We start from the raw sequence: 20,162 nt of genomic DNA on the forward strand, positions 1-20,162 counted from the left end.
AGCACTACGGGTATACGTCTAAGCCAGATCCCCGACTTCTCCAAGAAGTCGGGGATCTGTCTGTGTACCTCACTTACACGCCATCGCGCTTTAGGTTGTTGCGTTTGTATAGCAGTCGCCAAGGCGATTAGGACAAAGGAAGGTGCTGAAACCTTGACCAGTCAATCTTTTCCCTTCTGCCCTCTGCCCTCTGCCCTCTGCCCTCTGCCTTTTGCTATATCTACACGGCTTTTAACCGCAACTTGGGAATCATCATCCTCTATACAGATTCCAGCTATTTCCCATCTGGGTAAACTACCAAGGTGGGGATACTCATCCTCTAATATCCCTACCTGATTTCTGTTGCCAACTCCATAATTTTGAAGCATGACTCAAAAGCAGGCGGACAAAACCCGACATAAATTACCCCTGAAGCAATGGTTTAAGGGAATTATTAGCGGACTCCTCGGATTCATCCTGTTTCTGTCCCTGTCGGGGTTTCCCACATTGGCGCAAAATAAAACCTTGCAGTTTCCTATTTTAGATCGCCAACCGCAGGAACCGATTGAAACAGAACCCCCGGTTTCCCCAACACCGGGTACACCCGGAATTATTAGCCAACAAGAATTTGCCAATTATGTAGATAACTTCTTTGACCAAGAGATGTCCAAATCTCACGTTCCTGGTGCAGTCATTTCTGTGGTCAAAGATGGGACTGTTTTTTTCGCCAAAGGCTATGGCTATGCCAACCTGGAGAAAAAAACTCCCGTTGTTGCCGATCGCACGCTGTTTCGGGTGGCGTCTTTGTCTAAACTGTTCACGGCTACCGCCACAATGCAATTATACGAGCAGGGACGGCTTGATCTAGAGGGTGATGTTAGCCAATACCTGGAACGCTTTCAACTCGACAACCCCCACTCTCAACCTGTGACCTTTGCCCAGCTAATGATGCATACCGATGGTAGCACGAAGCGTTTGGTTGGACTCGCCGCCCGCACTGAACCAGAGATGACACCTCTAGGGGATTATCTGGCTGATTATATGCCGCCGATTGTCTGGCAACCGGGAAGATTTTACAGCTATTCTAACCATGCGATCGCGTTATTGGGTTACTTGGTAGAACAGATATCAGGTCGTCCGTATCTGGACTATATCAACGCCAATATTTTACAACCCCTAGATATGCAGCGCAGCAGCTTTGCTCAACCGCCACCACCGGATTTAGCGGATAATTTGGCGGTTGGCTATCAGTATCAAAAAGGTAACTACAAAGCGGTTCCCTACCTCTACCTTAATATTGCACCTGCCGCCTCCCTGAGTGCCACCGCCACGGATATGGCACATTTTATGATTGCTCACTTGCAACAGGGGCGTTATCAAAACCAGCGTATCTTAGAGGCGGATACGGCGAAACTCATGCACCAGACACACTTTAAACCTCACCCAAAATTACCTGGAACCAGCTACGGTTTTCGAGAACGTTTGGTTAATAATATGCGGGCGATCGGGCATTTAGGCAGCTTGCGGGGGTATTCGAGTTCGTTGACATTAATCCCTGAGCAAAATATTGGTATTTTCATTGCCTCTAATAGTTTTAGCGGAATTCATAGTAAATTCCTTACTCAGTTTTTTGATCATTATTTTCCCGTTGACCAAAATTCTACACCGACTCAATCTCTTGATGCTTCCCAGGTAGAACTGGAGCGGTTTACGGGAACTTATCGAGATCTGGAATATCCCCGCCATACGTTGGCAAAACTAGCCGGATCATTCAAACATATCCAGATTAAAAAAGGTGATGACAACCGATTGCAAATTCAGACGCCAAATCTTTTCTTTTTGAATAAAATCAAACCCGTTCAGCTTGAACCTGTAGCACCCCTGTTATTTAAACGAATGGATACGCCGACGTTTACGGCGTTTGAGGAAAATGAGGCGGGAGAGATTACGTTTGCCTATAATCCCCTGTTTCCCAAGATTGGCACATATCAGCGTATATCCTGGTATGAAGGGATTTGGGTGCAGTTTGGACTGGTTGGGTTTTGTGTTGTGGTGTTCCTATCCGCCATGATTAGGGGAATCGTACACCCTTTAATTCAATGGTGGCGGGGCAAGCATACTTCGGATAAACAGCAGTATAACTCAGCATGGCTATTAGCGGGAGCGATCGCGACTTTAAATCTAGTCTTCCTGATTGGCTTACCGCTGTCACTCTGGCTAATCGGCGTCTGGAAGTTAGTCTATGGCGTTCTCCCTGTGGCGATCGCATTCTTGTGTCTTCCTGTGTTAACGGCTTTGGCTACCCTGGGATTACTGGCTTTTACCGTGTTAGCTTGGACAAATCACGATTGGTCTTTTGGGGCGCGATCGCATTATTCTCTGATCACATTAACCACCTTAGTTTTCATTGGGGTGTTGGCGTACTGGAATTTACTCGGATTTCAATTCTAATCTTGAAGTCCCGATTCCCTGTTTCCTTACCATCTGTAGCCGGAAATCGCCAAGTCTATTTACCTGACGTTTTATTGGGAAATGTAAATAAATATCACAAAACGGGGCATTTTGCGTAAAAGCAACCGCGAAATTTAGAGTCACTTGTGAAGGTTCTTTGGTGTCTGCTGATAACTTCCATCTAATCTGAACGTACCCCAATTGGAGACAGGGCTATGGCTGAGCCAAACACGTTAAAGCTCGCTAAACAAGGTAATCCGAAAGCAATTGCGGCAATGATTAACCGCTCACTGCGAGCCAAACACATCATCGCCAAGGTTAATCGCCAAGACGATTGTTTGCAAGTCTTGGTGGAATCAGCGCAAATTCCTAACCAAAAGGCGATGGTTTCTTTTATTCGTCAGGGTTTAACCAAGCTAGGCGTTGAGACGATTAAAACGGTGCAGGTTTATGGGCGTCAGAAAGGACAAGACTCTTTTGCTTGGAATCAAAGCTTTGATATAGAATTCTCTCCTCCTCAAGTCGCAGACGTTCACCATTCCGATCCTGATTTAAATCTGCATCACACTCCCACCGATGTGGCTTCTGACAACGATATATCCTCGGATGTTGATGATATTAAACCCTCTGTTTCAGAACCACCACCCGGTTCAAATTTTGCCCAAGTTCCTCGCCATGCTGCTGGAGGATATACATCCTCACAGACTCGACAACCAAGGGATCATGCCTCACACCGTAGCACTCAATCCAGCCATTCCCAACCTCGCCAACCCATGAAACCCCTAAGTGTAGGGAATGTGGTTAGTGCGGGTCTTCGTTTATACCGCGATCGCTTCAAATTATATTTTGGTCTGGCATTTCAGGGATTTTTGTGGGGAATAGTACCAATTTATGGATGGGCAAAATTATATCAAATTCAGGGTATTATTTCACGTCATGCTATCGGTGAATTTTCTGAACAACCGGAAACTATCGAGAGTATTCGCAATCAGCTTGATCGAAAAATGTGGGATTTCTGGACAGCTCAAATTTTAATTGGTTTGATTGGTTTTGCCGTAAATTTTGGTTTGTCGATAGTCTCAGGAATTATCGTGGGAATAGCATCAAGTCTAGAAGCTATCATTAACTTAGTTACTCTCGGCATTTACCTCTGGGTCTATGCCCACTTCTTTATTACTGAGTTACCGTTAGCCGTAGAAAGAAATATGAAGCCCAAAACTGCCATTAACCGCAGTTGGGAGTTAAGCAAGGGATTTGTTCCCAATATTATGGGGATAATTGCCGTTGGGACTCTACTCACAATTCCGCTAGGCTTAATTGTCTTAATTCCTATACTGATAACGATTCCCACTGTATTGATTAATCCATCGCCAGAGGCGTTACTTACGGCATTAGGAATGTTAGTACCGTTACTCTTTATTGCCTTTGCCTGTATTGGTCTTTTAGTCATGCCATTTTGGCAGATTATTAAAGCGCTCATTTACTATGATCTCCGCAATCGGCGGGAAGGAACAGGTTTACAGCTACGCCATTGATCCAACCGCTATAGGATGCATCGCTTGTATGACCAGACAAGGACGAAAAAGAAGATAATACTGACAAAACAAATCGTGAGGAATCCGGTTTCCTTAAAAATATTGCTAATTTACCCCTTAAATCCAAGGAAAACGCCCAATAACCCAGAAGAGAACGATAAGATAGGCTTGGCTTCGTTCAAACCCTAGCAGTGATGGATGTAGATAAACCCTTAGGTTCAGTCATTCAAGGTTCTCTCTCCGGCGGATTGGAAGTGCGATTGGAGGCGGATGTCTCCGTCGAAGATATGCGCGTGGGTAAGTTTCTGGTGGTTCAAGGGATGCGATCGCGCTTTTTCTGTATGCTGACGGATGTGGCGCTAGGAACCTCTAGTCAACGGATTTGGGCGAATCCCCCCCATCCCGATGATAGCTTTTTACGTGAGGTTCTCGCCGGAAGTGGCACCTTTGGGACGATCAATTTAACCCCAATGCTGATGTTTACGCCAAACACGGGAAAACGGGAGACACCCAACCTGAACCTGAATGGCAAAAGTCCTTTAGCGTCATTTCAACCGCAAAGTAGCGAGGACATGGAATTGCTTCCGGTGAAAACAATTCCCAGTCACTTCTCCCAAGTCTATGATGCCAGTGAACGCGATTTTCGGGCGGTGTTTGGCTGGGAAGATGACCCCCATCGACGCAATTTTTCAGTGGGTCAACCCCTTGACATGGACGTGCCAATATGCTTAGACCTGGATCGGTTTGTGGAACGTAGTAACGGCGTGTTTGGCAAATCGGGCACCGGGAAATCCTTTCTGACTCGCGTATTATTATCCGGGATTATTCGCAAGCAAGCGGCGGTTAATTTAATCTTTGATATGCACTCCGAATATGGATGGGAAGCCGTATCGGAAGGAAAACAATTTAGTACCGTTAAAGGATTACGCCAACTCTTTCCCAATCAAGTCCAAGTGTACACCCTTGACCCGGAATCCACCCAACGCCGAGGGATTCGAGACGCCCAAGCCATGTATCTCAGTTACGATCAAATTGAAGTCGAAGATATCATGCTGGTGCGCGGGGAGTTAAACCTATCGGAAGCGAGTCTGGAAAATGCGATTATTCTCCGCAACGAGTTTGGCAAAACCTGGATTACGCAACTCCTGAATATGACGAATGAAGATATCCAGTTATTTTGCGATGAGAAGCGGGGAAATAAGTCTTCAATTATGGCATTACAGCGCAAGTTACTGCGTTTAGATGAGTTAAAGTACATGCGAAGTGCTTGTCCCCAAAATTATATTGACCAGATTCTGCAATCCTTGGATGCGGGGAAACACGTAGTCGTGGAATTTGGTTCGCAATCGAATATGCTCTCCTATATGTTAGCCACGAATGTGATGACACGCCGCATTCATGGTAAATACGTGCGGAAGGCGGAGAAGTTTCTGCAAAGCAAAAATCCATGCGATCGCCCGCGCCCATTAGTGATTACAATCGAAGAAGCGCACCGTTTCCTGGATTCAGCCACAGTACGTCAAACCATCTTTGGCATTATCGCCCGCGAGATGCGGAAATATTTCGTTACATTACTGATTGTCGATCAGCGTCCATCAGGGATTGATAATGAAGTCATGTCCCAGGTTGGCACCCGGATCACCTGTTTACTGAATGATGACAAAGACATCGAAGCTATCTTCACCGGAGTTTCCGGGGGACAAAGTTTGCGATCGGTGTTAGCTAAACTAGACTCCAAACAACAGGCATTAATATTAGGACATGCCGTACCCATGCCCGTTGTCGTACGAACTCGTCCCTACGATCAAACATTCTACACAGAAATTGGCGAACCCTCCTGGGATGAAATGTCCGACGAGGAGGTATTTTCCGCCGCCGACGCCGCCAAAGCCGACTTAGGCTTTTAAAGTTTGTAGTTGCGCTTTAGCGCCCTAAACGTCAAAACACCCATGAGAAACACTCAATCCAGCTATATTGATTATCCGTATGACATCCTTATTATTCCAGGGATTTATTAGAGATATTCGCTATAATCCCCAGTTACGTTCTAAACTAAAAGTTTACCCGCTAAATTCATTTAATATTAATACCTCAAAGACCTGTGGAATCATAGAATTAGACAGTCCAGAAAATACCTTGGCATTCTCAAAGTGGGTTTCACCGAAAAGAACTCGCTCTTATCCTTTTGCTAGACTCTACAACACGTATTATTTAAACACCAAAAAAGTAACAATTATTCCAATTATTAAGGATGAGGGATTGGCAGGTGATAATGATCGAGTCAACTTTATCACCTTTTCTTGGATGAGTTTAATGAATGTATACATCATATTAGCTTGGTATGAAAAAGCGGAAATAGCTAAGGCGAACTCGGCTAAGTTGACCAAGCAAAAATTTAATTCTAATTATGTTAAAGAAAAGATTCAAGAAATAGCCAACTATCAGTTAACAGCTTTACACTGGAACACGACCCATTTTCAACAGGATTTTAACCACGTCTATAGACGTGCAGTAGATAGTTATCAAGCTATCTCTCAAAATCAGGGGGTTGCAGTACACTCTAGAGATGGTCAAATGACTGTTCTTGAACAGTTGAGTATTAACAATAATTTTAGTTTGGAAAAATTCAAACAATATACTTTACCGAATTCTCTAAAAGCAGCTCAGCGAGAAGTTATTACCAGTCATGCATTGGAGTATTTGGCAGACGGAGACAAGGGAATATTTGAAATTTCTAATTATTTAGGAGGAGAGTACTACCTCACTGTTGATGAAGTTTACAGAGAAGACGATACTTACATTCTACAAGAATCAAAAAATAGTAGCCGAAAATTTCCTGCAAAAGCTGACATCAAAGATGGATTGTTTAAACTAATCTTGTTTGCTAACCTAGAAAGACTATTGCTTGACGAGTGCGAAATAAGCTTTATCGTCTGCCTAAAAATAACGGGACAGATAGTTAGTTCTCTATCACTGCCAACAGATGATGCTGTAATCAGAGAATTCTGTAAAATCAATCGATTTAGTCGTGTGCAATCACAAACCATTTGGACACTGGCTCAAGAGTGTACTGTCAATCATAAGCTGTCTATATTAATAACCTCAGCAAATTAACATGAGTAAAAGTCCACTACGATATCCCGGAGGCAAATCCAAGGCATTAGATCAAATATTACCGCATATACCTTGGGATATTCAAGAATTTAGAGAACCATTTGTCGGAGGAGGTTCTGTCTTCCTAGGCTTAGAAGGTAGTAGGATATTGTTTCCTATACATTACTGGATCAACGACTTGAATTATGATTTATACTGCTTTTGGAGAATGGCAAAATTAAATAATGAAGAACTTGTAGAAACGATAAAAAAGCTTCGATACATCTATCCAAACGGTAGAGACTTGTACAAGTCATTGACATCAAAACATAGTAATCTATCCGAGCTTGAATTGGCTTCTCGATTTTTCATATTGAATAGAATTACTTTTTCAGGAACAGTCGATTCAGGAGGATATTCTCAGAAAGCTTTTGAACAGAGATTCACAGAGTCTTCTATAGATAGGCTAATTAATGTAGCTCCATTTCTTTCATCTGTAACGATTACTCATGGAGATTATGAAAAACTAATTTCCCAAGATGGTGAAAATGTATTTATATTTCTTGATCCACCTTACTATCAAGCACAAAAATCTAAATTGTATGGTGTTAGAGGTAATTTACATACCTCGTTTGATCATCAGCGATTTGCTAAGATTATGCAAAAGTGCAATCATAGATGGTTAATCACCTATGATGACTCACCTGAAATTAGGGAACTATTCAGTTTTGCGAAAATAGTCGAATGGAAACTCCAGTATGGCATGAATAATTATAAGAAAAAGCGTGCAGCAAAAGGGAGTGAGTTATTTATCAAAAATTACTAATCTGTAGTTTATCTGTGTTGAAGATAGAGATACAGCGTGATAATCTTCCTTGACCACCACTAAAATTTCAGGAAAAATCTACATCTTCATAAATCGCTACCAACGTTCCGGTAAAACCAATACTTTCGAGTTTAAATTCTTGCTGTATAGGAGTATAAAACTGCAACAGCCACAGCCCTTCATCATTGCGGCGGAAGCAATCAACTCGTTGCCGTTTAGTATTAATTAATACATAGTCACGCAGACTTTCCAATTCCTGATAGTCGGCAAATTTATCGCCTCGATCAAATGCTTCAGTCGAATCCGATAAAACTTCAACAATCAGAGTTGGAAATCGCTTATACGTCGAGGTTTCTTGATCTCGTGGATCACAAGTAACAATAACATCAGGATAATAGAACCGATTTAACGATTCTATGCGGGCTTTCATATCGGCAATATAGACTCGACAACCCGAACCACGGACATGACTACGGAGTAGAGCAAAAAGGTTTCCAGCAATCGTAACATGAGGGTCACTTGCTCCCGCCATAGCATAGATTTGCCCATCAATATATTCATGTTTGATCGGACTCTGTTCCTCCATTTTGAGGTATTGGTCAGGTGTAAGATAAGGATGTTGAGGAGAAGCAATCATCGTAGTTTTGTTATAAAAGGTTTTCCATAGTATAGCAAATGTAGGGGCGCAAGGCTTGCGCCCCCAACTAATTAGATACACTGACTACAACATTTTTCAAAAGGCACTAACCGCCACTAATTTTGGCTTTATACCCCAACTGGGTCAAAATTTCCAGCAATTTCTGAGCATGATCCCCTTGAATTTCCAACGTATCATCTTTAACCGTACCACCACTACCACATTTAGTTTTAAGCTGTTTTAGCAGTTGAGTTAAGGTATCTGGTTTACATTGAAAACCACTAATCACCGTAACAGTTTTCCCCTTGCGCCCCTTGCGAGACGCTTGAACGCGCAAGTTTTGCTGATTGGGTGGAAGTTCTTGAACCGCCCGTTCCGTAGCCGCCGAATTACTACCAAATTCTTGGTAAGCTACGCGCTTTTGGGAGGAGTTAGAAGATTTGCGTTTAGACATAGCTGTTAAATCGTTTTGTTCAATTATCGGTGTGGATGGCGGGTTTTGTTGTTTCATTATCGGTCAAGAGGGCGGGTTTTGTTATTCATTTATCGGTGAATATCTGAATTTAGTCCCTAAACCCGCCCCTACAATTGTGCCTAAACCCGCCCTTACAGTGGCTTGTTCAATTATTGGTGGCGAGGACGAGTTTTAAGGAAAGACGTGCCATGTTAGTTTCTAATTTCTACAATAACATTCCAGCAATACAAGCCGTCATAAAACAAGCAAGTGTGCCGCCAACTAATGCTCGCACCCCTAACCGTGCTAAATCAGGTTGCCGATTTGGTGCGATTCCGCCAATTCCACCCAGTTGAATTCCAATTGAACCAATATTGGAAAAGCCACACAAGGCGTAAGTAGCAATAATAATTGACCGTTCCGATAGCTGAGATTGCTCAATCAATGCCTTCAAATCCAGATAAGCAATAAACTCACTCAAAATCGTCTTTTTTCCTAATAAAACTGCCACCTGACCACAATCTGACCAAGGAACACCCATTAACCACGCCACAGGAGCCAAAATAATCGCTAGAATTGATTCTAGTGTGAGCTGGGGTAGTCCCACTAATCCACCCAACCACCCCAGAATACCATTCACCATGGCTAACAGTCCCAAGAATGCAATCAACATTGCTGCTACATTGGCGGCTAATTTTAACCCATCCAGCGCCCCTGTCGCCGCCGCATCAATCCCATTCACTGTTGTCGGCTTCACCTCCAGGGTAATTTTCCCGGCGGTTTTCGAGGATTCTGTTTCCGGATACAACAGTTTAGACATGGCTAAAGCGGCTGGTGCAGACATCACCGAAGCGGCGATGAGATGTTCGGGAGGAATTCCAAAGGAAATATAAGCCGCCAAGACACCTCCAGCGACAGTGGCAAATCCCCCTGTCATGACGGCGTGTAACTCCGAAAGCGTCATTGTCGATACGTAAGGTTTGATTAATAGCGGGGCTTCCGTTGAACCGACAAAGATATTCGCTGCTGCACTCAGAGTTTCTGCACCCGATGTTTTCAAGGTTTTGAACATTACCCAAGCCACCGCCTTAACCACCTGCGGCAAAATTTTATAGTGATAAAGAATCGTGATGAAAGAGGAGAAAAAGATAATCGTAGGTAAGACTTTGAAGGCAACAAAGCGCTCCTCTAAATTTTCCCCCAAGACAAACTTTGCCCCAGCATCAGAGAAATTCAGGAACTGAGTCACTAACTGTCCTAAAAATTCAAAGACAACCAACCCTGGTGCTGTTCTGAGAATTAACACCGCCAGAATTAACTGCAAAGCAATACCCCATAATACAGGTTGCCAGCGAATCGCCCGCCGATTGACAGATAAAACGTAACCTAAACCGATGAACACCAGCAGCCCCGAGGCAGAAATTAAGCGTTCCATAGTATTTCTCTGACCACAAAATACAGATAAGTAGGTGGATACAATTAAAGTTAACGGTTGAGGTTAGGGAACAGGGAACAGGGAACAGGGAACAGTAAGGGTTTGAGAGTGATTTACGAAACTTAATACAGTACCGTTTTCTTTTGTCCGACTACTTATTTCCAAAAGTCGTCTATACTTAAGGTTTACGCATTGGACTTGACAGGTTTAATCCTAAGTCATTTCGTGGCGATCGCAGAAAAAAAATCATCGCCCCAGCCAGCCAGTATGAAGTATCCAGAGAAAAAATTAGATAAAACCCTGAAACAAGTCTAGAAATCTTGAATTAAATAGGAAGACAGAAAAACCGTTGGCTTCAGGAGCGCTTCTCCATGAGCATTGCTACTGCTTTCAAACTGAATCATAACAATGGTTTAGCGATCAATCGCTATCCTCTCACCGCGACACCCGATATCTCGGTGGAGGAGGCTTTGGCGCGGATGACTCAGACTCACAGCAGTTGTCTACTTGTACTAGCAAATCATCAACCGAATAGTCCGGTTGTAGGTATTTTTACTGAACGAGATACCGTGCAACTCATTGCTTCCGGTGTTGACTGGCGAACCTTATCTCTGGCGTCGGTGATGACAACTTCAGTGATGACGATCACCGAAACTGAAGCCCAAGATATTGTTACCGTGATTAATCGGTTGCGTCAGTATAAAATTCGTCATCTTCCGGTGGTGGGAGAGAGGGGAAATTTAATCGGTGTAATCACACCGCAAACGATTCGGGATGTTCTCCAACCCGTTGATTTACTGAACCACAAAAAAGTCTCCGATGTGATGGCTACCCGTGTGATTCACGCCATGGAGACAACTTCTATTCTGGAACTCGCACAAGTGATGAATGCACAACGAGTCAGTTGTGTGGTGATTGTTGAAGAGACTGAATTTCCGGTTTCCCCGCAAAATTCAGTCAAGGCGGGTTTTGCAGAAACATTACCATCAATAGCCCAATCGAATTTCCTAAACCCGTCCCTACACACTCAAAACTTACTCCGCCCAATCGGTATTGTCACCGAACGGGATATTGTCCAGTTTGGCAACTTGGGATTGGATCTGGCAAACACCCCCGTTACCACCGTAATGAGTACCCCGCTATTACTCATTCAACCCACTGACTCGATTTGGAGTGCCCATCAACTCATGCAGCAGCATCGCGTGCGACGGTTGGTTGTCTCAAGTGAAGCCGGAGAATTGGCGGGTTTAATTACGCAGACACAAATCCTGAACACGATTAATCCCATTGATATTTATCAAACCGTGGATACCTTAGAACATTTGTTAGATCAGCAAACGTCTCAATTACGCCAGTTAAATCAGCAACTGCGACAGGAAATTAGTAAGCGTGAATTACTGCAAGCAAAATTTCAATCCTCTGAAGCCAAGATCCGGGCTGTGTTTGAGGCAATGACGGATATCGTCCTGGTGATTGATACTCATGATCACCAGATTCAAGAGATTGAAGTTATTCCCACTGCTTCAAGTTGTCTGTACGACGATACCACGTTTATGGATCAGACGATCCAGCGATTGTTAGGAGATCCCAGCCAAACCGATTCAGTATGGGTGGAAACAATTCAACAGGCGATCGCAACCCAGCAAACCCTGACTTTAGATTACTGTCTGTGGCTACAGGGGCGAGAGGTTTGGTTTAGCGCCAGTATTTCCCCGATCGCCGAACACTCAGTTGTCTGGGTGGCGCGGGATATTAGCGATCGCCAACGGATGGAAGCTGAACTGCGAGAGAGTGAAGACTGTTTCCGTAAGGCGTTTAACTACGCCGCTAGTGGGATGGCGTTAGTCGCCCTCGATGGACATTTCCTGAAAGTGAATCGTTACTTGTGTGACATTCTTGGCTATTCCGAAGCCGAATTATTAGCCAAGACTTGTGCAGAAATTACCCATCCCAACGACTTAGAAGCAGAACGCGATTATACCCGTCAACTCCTCAACGGTGACATTCGTTACTACCATTTAGAAAAGCGATATAGTCATAAACAAGGACATAGTATCTGGATTCTCTTGAGCGTTTCCCTGGTGCGAGATAGTCAGGGTAACCCCTTGTATAGTCTTGCTCAAATGCAAGATATTACCGAGCGAAAACAGATTGAAGAAGCCCTGCAAGGAAACCAACGGTTGCTGCGGGCGATTACGCAGGCAAATCCCAGCATCTTGTATATTTATGACCGCATCCATAAGCAAATTCTTTACTTTAATCGCAAAATCCAGAACCTACTTGGCTATACACCGGAAGACGTGATCCAGATGGAGGATGATCTTCTGGTGACGCTGATGCACCCCGATGATTTACCAAGAATTCTCCACCATTTTCAGCACTTGGAAACCGCCCAAGCTGACCAGGTGTTTGATTTAGAATATCGGATTAAGCACAAAAATGGGGAATGGCGCTGGCTGTCTAGTCGGGAGACAGTCTTTACCTGGAACCAGGAAGGGAAGCCGGAGCAAATTTTAGGAACCGCCACTGATATTAGCGATCGCAAACAAGCCGAAGCCGCCCTGCGGGAAAGCGAAGAACGTTGGCAATTAGCGCTTCAGGGGAATCAGGATGGGATTTGGGATTGGAATATAACTACGGGTCAAGCCTTGATTTCTGATCGCTACCGGGAAATCTTGGACTACGATGACGATCAATTTGAACTTGATTTTCAGGGATGGCAAAATCGTCTCCATCCCGATGATCTTTCCCTAGTTAATCAGAGTCTACAAGATTACCTGGCGCAAAAAATACCCCATTACGCGATTGAATATCGTTTCCGGTGTCAGGATGGAACCTATAAGTGGCTCCAGTCTCGCGCCCAAGCCCTCTGGGATGACGCCGGATATCCGGTGCGACTGGTGGGGTCTACCCGCGATATCACCGAACGTAAACAAGCTGAAGAACAACTCCGCTATCAGAAAGAACTGTTACAAAAGATTTTTGACCATATTCCGGTGATGATTTGTTTTTATGATGCCACGGGTCATATTCGATTAGTTAACCGAGAGGTGGAACGGGTTTTAGGGTGGGATAAAGCAGAACTAGATACGATTGATTTGTTAACCGAATGTTATCCCAATCCAACGGATCGCCAGAAGGTTTTGGATTTTATGTTCAAGGCTTCCGGAAAATGGCAAGATTTCAGCCTGCGGACTAAAAACGGTCAAATTCTGGAAACCTCGTGGGCAAATATTCGCCTCAGTGATGGCACCAGTATTGGCATCGGACAAGATATCACGGAACGCAAACGGGCAGAAATTAAACTGAGAAAGAGTGAGGAACGCTGGCAATTAGCGCTTAAAGGCAATAATGATGGGATTTGGGATTATAACCTGATTACCCATGAGCATTTCTTATCACCCCGTTGTCTGGAAATACTCGGATATGACTACGAGACTATCAATACGTTTGACAAATGGATGAGTTATATTCATTCAGATCATGTCTCCTTAGTTCAGGACACCTTTGAGCGCCATCTCAACCGAGAAACACCTGATTATTCCCTAGAGTATCAGATGCGCTGTCAAGATGGGAGTTATAAATGGGTGTTGGTGCGGGGACAGGCACATTGGGACGAATTAGGCAATCCTGTCCGCGCTGTTGGTTCAATTACAGATATCACGGAGCGCAAGCAGGCGGAGGAACGAGAGCGGCAAAAAACACGGGAGTTAGAATTCACTCTCAATCAATTAAAACGCACTCAAACCCAACTGATTCAAGCCGAAAAAATGTCCTCGTTGGGGCAAATGGTGGCGGGAATTGCCCACGAAATTAATAATCCCACCAGTTTTATCTATGGGAATATCGAGCCAGCCACGGAGTATGCTCAAACCCTACTCCACTTAGTCCAGCTTTATCGACAGCACTATCCGGAACCTGTCAGCGCGATCGCGGAAGAACTCGATAGTATCGACCTCGATTTTATCAGCTATGATTTTCCTAAACTGCTGACATCCATGCGAGAGGGGGCGAAGCGCATCACTAAGATCGTGCAATCCTTACGCAATTTTTCGCGTCTGGATGAAGCGGAGTATAAGCGGGTCGATATTCATCAAGGGATTGATAATACCCTGCTGTTATTACAGCACCGACTCAAACAGCAATCCTCCCGTCCTCAGATTCATCTGATTAAAGACTATTGTCAACTCCCTAAGGTTAAATGTTATCCGGGTCAGCTTAATCAGGTGTTTATGAATATCCTCAGTAATGCCATTGATGCGCTAGAGGATAAACTTGAATCTGACCTGAACTTTGAACCCAAAATATGGATTCGCACGGCTGTGATTCCCGGTGAGGAAGGGTCTAAGGATAGCGAGAATCAGGGTGGTGCAAAGGTGGTGATTTATATGGGAAACAATGGTGCAGAAATACCGACCGAGGTTTACCAACGCATATTTGATCCATTCTTTACCACCAAACCTGTGGGTAAGGGAACGGGTTTAGGATTATCCATCAGTTATCAGATTGTCGTGGAACGCCATGGGGGTGAGTTGCGCTGCGATTCGACTCCCGGTAAAGGAACGGAATTCGCGATCGAATTACCGAGTTAGTGACCTAATTCGGGTCTGCTGAATAAGTCTTGTGGGGGAGTAGAGACGTGCCATGGCACGTCTGGAAGCTGGGGGAGCGAGGAAGGGAATATTATAGGTTTGGGCAATTTTTCCGATATTTTGAATGGGATAAATTGTGCCAATTTCGTTATTGGCTGCCATAATACACAGCAAGGAAATGCCGTTTTTACAGATATTTTCCAGATCATCCAAGTCGAGTCTACCTTGGGAGTCAACTTGGAGATTAATGATTTCGGCTAATCCTTTTTTGGCGAGGGTATTGCAAGTGTCTAAAACGGCTTTGTGTTCCACTGGAGAGACAGCAATGCGGGGTATTTTTGAGGTATTACTATGGTGTAATCTGACGAATCCTTGCAGGGCGAGATTAATGCTTTCGGTTGCGCCAGAGGTGAAGATAATTTCCTTGGCGGATGATCCGATTAAGTTAGCGATATGAGTTGCGGCTTGGGAGACAGCTTGTTCGGCTTCATCTCCATAAGTGTGGTCAATGCTGCTAGCGTTACCAAAGGCGGTAGTCATGTAGTGTAGCATTTGATTTGCCACTCTGGGGTCAGTAGGGGTGGTGGAGTGGTAATCGAGGTATATGGGGCGGGATTGGCTAGACGGCTGGGATAGGGGCATGATTCAATTTAGGATAAGCTGTAATGCATTTAAATTGGGTACAAGATGCTCGTATTACAAGGATGGGAGCCATTCTTGACATTAAGGTTTAAATGCCGAACAGCTTAACTGGACACTAACTGGGTAGGGGGTATAATCAGGGTTAATATTAACATTCAAAAAGAAGAATTTAGCTATGCTTATGTTTATGCGATCGCCTCAGCCGCAGGTTATTCCTTCCAGAGAACAACTACGCCCTTAGATCAACTGGGAATCGACCTAATTTTTACAGGGATTGGTGTGCAGGGAATAATGGGGAATCCTCAGCTTTACGTTCAACTCAAATGTACTTCAAGGGCAATTCTAGATGAAAATTATCTGAAGTATCCACTCAAAGTTAAAAATCATGAAGAACTGAGAGTTCCCCAGCAATATCCACCTCTAATCCTCGTGGCTGTTGTCGTACCTGATCACATTAATGACTGGTTATATCAATCAGAAGAGGAACTCTGTCTCAAACGTTGTGGTTACTGGATATCCCTAGCTGGAGAAGCATCGACAGAAAATCAGGAAACTGTAACTGTGTCTATTCCTAGAGAAAATAGATTTACGGTGAATGCCCTAAAAAGTCTTATGCAATGTATCGCCAGAGGAGAAACTCTATGAATGTTACTGTAAAGGATATTAATATTCTGCAATCAATCCAACCTCAACAAGTAGCCAACTACTTGCAAAATCACGGCTGGCATCAACAGAAACATTTGCAGGATAAAGCCTCAATTTGGATGCAAGGAAATGAGGTAGGAGAGCCGGTGACTATTGTGTTACCTCTGAATCAAGACATACCAGGTTTTCCGGTTTCTATTAGTGTTATTTTGGAAACACTGGAAACAAAAGAAAATCGTTCTCAGCTTGATATTATTAGCGAACTAATTACTACAGTTAATAATATAAGAATTCAGGGAATTGTTCGGCAAATTAATGCCCCTAATGCTGACCAATTAAGCGGTAAAATTGTCAGTTTAGGTGTCGTGTGTGATCAACTTAGAGAAATTCAGATGGAGTTATTTAACCATGACTACATTCTTGCCATAAAAGCGTATCAAGAACGGCTTCCTATCGCTTGTACGGGGGATTTAGTTAGAGAAGATAGCTGCTTTGTGCTGAAAAATATCCGTAATTTTGCCCTAGATGAGTCGTGGAAAAACTGAAATTGAGTGGTTGGCGATCGCGTATGGACGGTCTGGGAAAAGGAGAAACATTATGAAACCAACGATTCAAAATGTTGATTTACTACTGGGTATACAACCGACAGAAGTTGCTAAGTATCTACAATCTCATGGTTGGCATGAACAAAATCGCATGGAAGAGAAAGCTTCGATTTGGACATTGCCAGCTAATTCCGAGCCAGAATTTGAGATAGTTTTACCATTGAAGCCTGAAATTCCTGGTTTTGCGTTACGCCTTTATGAGGTGGTGCAAATGCTAGCACTTGTGGAAAATCGTTCTTACTTTCAAATTTTAGGTGATTTAGTCACTAAAGCGACAAATATTCAAGTTCAGGGAATTATTACTCAGTTAGACAAGTTGGGTGAAGCTGGACGTGTGATTTTGATGGGATGTGCTGTCGGTAAATTTCGTAAAATTCAGTTTGATTTAACAGCAGCAGACTATCCTTTAGCCGTTAAAGCTTATCAGGAACGCTTACCAGTAGTTTGTACGGGGGATTTAGTTGGAGAAAATAGATGCTTTGTGCTGAAAAATATCCGTAATTTTTCCCTAGATGAGTCATGGGAAAACTGAAATTGAAGGGTTTGCGATCGCAAAGCAGTTGATTCGGTGAGTTACCAAGAGTTTTAATGCACGATGGTAGTGGACTGACACAGCTAAAATGGTGGAAGAGATTTTACGGTTAAATCGGGCGCACGTCGGTGCGCCCCTACGGTTTCCGGGCGTAAGCGTCATCCACAAAATTAGGTGTACCCGCCACTCTAGCTATTACCTACCTTAAAGGAATGTGAATAATTGGGTCTTGAATTTTCATTAAGAGCAACTTTTCCTGATTCTTGCTCGGCTTTTAATTTCAGCAGTCTTACGACAGCAGGGGGAGGATTGTTATCCTGCTCTTGTTCGGATTGTAGGCAATACTCTAACCAGTTTCCTATATAGTTGCTTACTGTTTCTTTATAATGCAGGTAGTAAAGAATCGTAGCATAAACTTGCTCTAGAGTTAACGAGGAATAAGTTTGGGCTATTTCTTCGGCTGTACGGCGGCGATAGATGTATTCGTACAGGATGGTTTCAATTCCAATCCGTGTGCCTTTAATACGAATGTCATCAGGGGTAATGAAGTCCAAGTAATCTTCTAGTTGCATAAGTCAATCTTTTAGCGTGAGAAAGTAAGTAATTACCCCTAGACTACCATAAATGGAAGTTAGAGATTTTAATAAACAGCAGCATTGTCTTGATTATCGTAAATTAACCAGTTCTTCTGGATTCTATTAATTTACATCTGTGACTATCGATAATACCATTGACTAAACCCTTGTCTGACGGCTATAGATATTAAAGGAGTGAGAGTAGATTCATAAGCAGATTTGAGAATTTGCAAATCAAGAAGCTCCTTTTCATCAGATATTTTTAAATCCGTGACATAAGGTTCAACATAATTACTCCATTTTTTACTCCCCATAATTTCCTGGGAAATAGAAAGTCCTAAGTGCTGTAGAGTAATAAATTCATCAAGGTAGTCATCATTAGGTAGATAGTTTGATTTTGATAAATTAACATCTGGAAACGTTGGGATTAAGTTCCAAAGCTGATCATGAGCTACAAATGACCAAGGCAAATAATGATCCAAGGAAAAACCCGAAGAAGGTAGAGTTCGCTTCGAGTAAATGCACTGTAGATTCGTTTGTTGTAAAATCAATTTCCAGTAAGCTTTTTGATGATTCAGAGAACCTCTTTCTTGAGGTGGGAATAGCTTGTTCGCAATGGCAGGAACATTAGGATTACGTTGCTGCATATATTTGAGCCATTTCCAAGATGCCCAAGCGCGAACAATTGAATAGTTATTTTCTAGGTATGATATCCATTCGGGATGTAACGTGATCGAACTGCAATCCTTATAGAGACTCGCATCAAAGCGGTACAACGGTTTTTTATTATCAAATAGTGCGGCGGCTAGGTTGACAATTTCTTGTTCGTCATCACCCGGATTCGTTCGCTTCTTTCTACCCGCCTTGCTTGCTTTTACTTCTTGTTCAAAAAACGGTCGAATCAAGAGAAATGGTACATATCGTTTGAGACTTGAAACAATATCTTCTATGGGTTGATCGCTAATTATTCTCCGCAAGTGTTTTTTGTCTGTATCGTTAAAAATTATTTTTGTATCCGAAATATCAATACTAAGAGAGTCTAATTTATCAGATATTTTATCTTGCAGACCAAAGGATAGCTTGAAATAAGTATGCGGATACCAAGCATTCGCCAGAATTTCAATAATAATCTCTTGGAAATTAATTGGTGATAAAACATCAAACTGTCGCCTTTGTGCAATATCCAAAAGTGAAATAAAAAAAAGATATTTGTAGGAGTTTGTCGTTTTTTTTAATAGCCTAGAGAATGCCGACACATCCACTGTGTCAGATTTGGGCAATTCTTGGATGGGAGTCGCCATCAGATCCATTTCTCCAGCCTGAGTTGGGTCAACCAGATAAAACTGGATAAAGTCCTTGGCGGCGGTTGGATTGAGTTCTCGAAGCACTCTGACGATACTAGCGACAGTTTCAGCCGTCGGATCGGTTTGTTCATGGAACCAGCGAAATACCACCGGGCGATCAACTCCCAATGCACTTGCCAGACTGCTTTGACTGATGCTGTATGTTTCTAGTACGTGTCGAAGTGCTTTGCCTGCCTGTCCCATAGGTTTGATTACGTCAAAAAAGCATAAGCTAAAATTGTTAACTTTAATAATAACACTTTACAGGTAATTAGTTAGCATTTATGATAACTTTATTGCTCAGGGTTTCGCCCCTAGCATAAAGCCCTATTCCTCTGAATGCAGGGCTTGCAAGACAAAAGGCAGCGCTTCACCTCCTACAGATCGTCGCTGCCTTTTGGGTTCCATTCCGTATTGAAAAGGAGACCTTCAACCATGATAGAACGTTCAAGCCATCTACAGGATTGCCCTTGGGCGGTTGTTCGGATTTTGCCCAAGTGTCAGCGTTGCGTTGTCGCCCGTTACTATAATCGTCAAGACGCGGATGACTCTCTCAGGCTGTTGCGGCGTTTCATTCCAGCAGCAGTATTTGAGCTAATCTTCGATCCTGTGGTTGAGAAAATGCTGGTTAACAAGCCTGATGTCTAAAGTGATTCTGGCTTTCTCAGGTGAGTTAAACTGAAGTTCCCCCCATACAGATTGACTCAAGAAGCCTAAACCCGGACTATGTAAGCATTCTAGCAATTTAGCTCTCTCGAATCGTACCCATGTATATTTAAGATTTTCTTAATACTTTGGGGAGAAAATCTGTGGGATAA

16 protein-coding genes and 1 pseudogene are annotated in these 20,162 nt (G+C 43.3%); 10 read left to right on the plus strand and 7 right to left on the minus strand.

Features of this window, described 5'->3' with window-relative positions; all coding sequences use genetic code 11:
• Positions 1-161 precede the first annotated feature (161 nt).
• Positions 162-368: a hypothetical protein gene (locus RIE73_RS13795; RefSeq protein ID WP_446401715.1), complete on the minus strand. Its 207-nt coding sequence runs from the start codon at positions 366-368 to the stop codon at positions 162-164.
• Between RIE73_RS13795 and RIE73_RS13800 the strand changes: the two genes are divergently transcribed.
• The 5 genes from RIE73_RS13800 (at position 367) to RIE73_RS13820 (ending at position 7,884) form a co-directional block, all read left to right on the plus strand.
• A complete protein-coding gene (locus RIE73_RS13800; protein ID WP_446401716.1) occupies positions 367-2,430 on the plus strand; it encodes a serine hydrolase domain-containing protein in 2,064 nt (687 codons plus the stop codon). The two genes, RIE73_RS13795 and RIE73_RS13800, sit on opposite strands and share 2 nt — an antisense overlap.
• A 215-nt stretch (positions 2,431-2,645) precedes the next feature.
• Positions 2,646-3,965, plus strand: coding sequence for a hypothetical protein (locus RIE73_RS13805; protein ID WP_446401717.1), 1,320 nt, complete (start codon positions 2,646-2,648; stop codon positions 3,963-3,965).
• Positions 3,966-4,159: 194 nt separating this feature from the next.
• Positions 4,160-5,872, plus strand: a complete 1,713-nt coding sequence (locus RIE73_RS13810) for a helicase HerA domain-containing protein (protein WP_446401718.1) — start codon at positions 4,160-4,162, stop codon at positions 5,870-5,872.
• A 79-nt stretch (positions 5,873-5,951) separates the two neighbouring features.
• Complete coding sequence (locus RIE73_RS13815) at positions 5,952-7,079, plus strand: hypothetical protein (protein ID WP_446401719.1); 1,128 nt, start codon at positions 5,952-5,954, stop codon at positions 7,077-7,079.
• The gene (locus tag RIE73_RS13820; protein ID WP_446401729.1) at positions 7,075-7,884 is read left to right on the plus strand and encodes a DNA adenine methylase; all 810 of its coding nucleotides are present in this window, start codon (positions 7,075-7,077) and stop codon (positions 7,882-7,884) included. The genes RIE73_RS13815 and RIE73_RS13820 overlap by 5 nt, the downstream gene beginning before the upstream one ends.
• A gap of 67 nt (positions 7,885-7,951) precedes the next feature.
• Here the strand turns inward: RIE73_RS13820 and RIE73_RS13825 are convergent, their stop codons facing one another.
• The 3 genes from RIE73_RS13825 to RIE73_RS13835 all read right to left on the minus strand — a co-directional run bounded on the left by RIE73_RS13825 (position 7,952) and on the right by RIE73_RS13835 (position 10,410).
• A complete protein-coding gene (locus RIE73_RS13825) occupies positions 7,952-8,521 on the minus strand; it encodes a Uma2 family endonuclease (RefSeq protein WP_446401720.1) in 570 nt (189 codons plus the stop codon).
• A gap of 106 nt (positions 8,522-8,627) precedes the next feature.
• Positions 8,628-8,975 carry a translation initiation factor gene (locus tag RIE73_RS13830; RefSeq protein ID WP_446401730.1) on the minus strand — a complete coding sequence of 116 codons (348 nt, stop codon included), beginning with the start codon at positions 8,973-8,975 and terminating at the stop codon, positions 8,628-8,630.
• A gap of 226 nt (positions 8,976-9,201) precedes the next feature.
• Entirely contained in the window at positions 9,202-10,410 is a 1,209-nt protein-coding gene (locus RIE73_RS13835; protein ID WP_446401721.1) for a NupC/NupG family nucleoside CNT transporter, read from the minus strand.
• A gap of 371 nt (positions 10,411-10,781) precedes the next feature.
• On the opposite strand from RIE73_RS13835, the gene RIE73_RS13840 reads away from it, so the two are divergent.
• Positions 10,782-15,002 (plus strand): PAS domain S-box protein, encoded by a 4,221-nt coding sequence (locus RIE73_RS13840; protein WP_446401722.1) that lies wholly within the window; start codon positions 10,782-10,784, stop codon positions 15,000-15,002.
• A 78-nt stretch (positions 15,003-15,080) separates the two neighbouring features.
• On the opposite strand, the pseudogene RIE73_RS13845 reads toward RIE73_RS13840, so the two are convergent.
• Positions 15,081-15,644 (minus strand): annotated as a pseudogene (locus tag RIE73_RS13845) (cysteine desulfurase family protein); the annotation flags it as partial.
• A 153-nt stretch (positions 15,645-15,797) separates the two neighbouring features.
• Here RIE73_RS13845 and RIE73_RS13850 point away from each other — a divergent pair.
• The 3 genes from RIE73_RS13850 to RIE73_RS13860 are packed head-to-tail and all read left to right on the plus strand — an operon-like array spanning position 15,798 to position 17,426.
• The gene (locus RIE73_RS13850) at positions 15,798-16,289 is read left to right on the plus strand and encodes a DUF4365 domain-containing protein (RefSeq protein WP_446401731.1); all 492 of its coding nucleotides are present in this window, start codon (positions 15,798-15,800) and stop codon (positions 16,287-16,289) included.
• Entirely contained in the window at positions 16,286-16,834 is a 549-nt protein-coding gene (locus tag RIE73_RS13855) for a hypothetical protein (protein WP_446401723.1), read from the plus strand. Before RIE73_RS13850 ends, RIE73_RS13855 begins: the two co-directional genes overlap by 4 nt.
• Positions 16,835-16,886: 52 nt before the next feature.
• Complete coding sequence (locus RIE73_RS13860; RefSeq protein WP_446401724.1) at positions 16,887-17,426, plus strand: hypothetical protein; 540 nt, start codon at positions 16,887-16,889, stop codon at positions 17,424-17,426.
• 188 nt (positions 17,427-17,614) lie between these two features.
• On the opposite strand, the gene RIE73_RS13865 is transcribed toward RIE73_RS13860, so the two are convergent.
• Both RIE73_RS13865 and RIE73_RS13870 read right to left on the minus strand, forming a co-directional pair.
• Positions 17,615-17,998 carry a DUF433 domain-containing protein gene (locus RIE73_RS13865; RefSeq protein WP_446401725.1) on the minus strand — a complete coding sequence of 128 codons (384 nt, stop codon included), beginning with the start codon at positions 17,996-17,998 and terminating at the stop codon, positions 17,615-17,617.
• Between the two features lie 143 nt (positions 17,999-18,141).
• Positions 18,142-19,548, minus strand: coding sequence for an HNH endonuclease domain-containing protein (locus RIE73_RS13870; RefSeq protein ID WP_446401726.1), 1,407 nt, complete (start codon positions 19,546-19,548; stop codon positions 18,142-18,144).
• A 231-nt stretch (positions 19,549-19,779) separates the two neighbouring features.
• On the opposite strand from RIE73_RS13870, the gene RIE73_RS13875 reads away from it, so the two are divergent.
• On the plus strand, positions 19,780-19,992 hold the full coding sequence (locus RIE73_RS13875) for a hypothetical protein (protein WP_446401727.1): 213 nt from the start codon (positions 19,780-19,782) through the stop codon (positions 19,990-19,992).
• Positions 19,993-20,162: the final 170 nt, after the last annotated feature.

The organism is Coleofasciculus sp. C1-SOL-03 (assembly GCF_040220555.1).
Lineage (GTDB): Bacteria > Cyanobacteriota > Cyanobacteriia > Cyanobacteriales > Coleofasciculaceae > Coleofasciculus.

Coding starts and splice junctions, on each gene's coding strand:
- RIE73_RS13870 (WP_446401726.1), bottom strand. CDS start 19,548: ATGGGACAGGCAGGCAAAGCACTTCGACACGTACTAGAAACATACAGC.
- RIE73_RS13830 (WP_446401730.1), bottom strand. CDS start 8,975: ATGTCTAAACGCAAATCTTCTAACTCCTCCCAAAAGCGCGTAGCTTAC.
- RIE73_RS13795 (WP_446401715.1), bottom strand. CDS start 368: ATGCTTCAAAATTATGGAGTTGGCAACAGAAATCAGGTAGGGATATTA.
- RIE73_RS13855 (WP_446401723.1), top strand. CDS start 16,286: ATGAATGTTACTGTAAAGGATATTAATATTCTGCAATCAATCCAACCT.
- RIE73_RS13810 (WP_446401718.1), top strand. CDS start 4,160: ATGGATGTAGATAAACCCTTAGGTTCAGTCATTCAAGGTTCTCTCTCC.
- RIE73_RS13800 (WP_446401716.1), top strand. CDS start 367: ATGACTCAAAAGCAGGCGGACAAAACCCGACATAAATTACCCCTGAAG.
- RIE73_RS13860 (WP_446401724.1), top strand. CDS start 16,887: ATGAAACCAACGATTCAAAATGTTGATTTACTACTGGGTATACAACCG.
- RIE73_RS13835 (WP_446401721.1), bottom strand. CDS start 10,410: ATGGAACGCTTAATTTCTGCCTCGGGGCTGCTGGTGTTCATCGGTTTA.
- RIE73_RS13875 (WP_446401727.1), top strand. CDS start 19,780: ATGATAGAACGTTCAAGCCATCTACAGGATTGCCCTTGGGCGGTTGTT.
- RIE73_RS13840 (WP_446401722.1), top strand. CDS start 10,782: ATGAGCATTGCTACTGCTTTCAAACTGAATCATAACAATGGTTTAGCG.
- RIE73_RS13865 (WP_446401725.1), bottom strand. CDS start 17,998: ATGCAACTAGAAGATTACTTGGACTTCATTACCCCTGATGACATTCGT.
- RIE73_RS13825 (WP_446401720.1), bottom strand. CDS start 8,521: ATGATTGCTTCTCCTCAACATCCTTATCTTACACCTGACCAATACCTC.
- RIE73_RS13805 (WP_446401717.1), top strand. CDS start 2,646: ATGGCTGAGCCAAACACGTTAAAGCTCGCTAAACAAGGTAATCCGAAA.
- RIE73_RS13815 (WP_446401719.1), top strand. CDS start 5,952: ATGACATCCTTATTATTCCAGGGATTTATTAGAGATATTCGCTATAAT.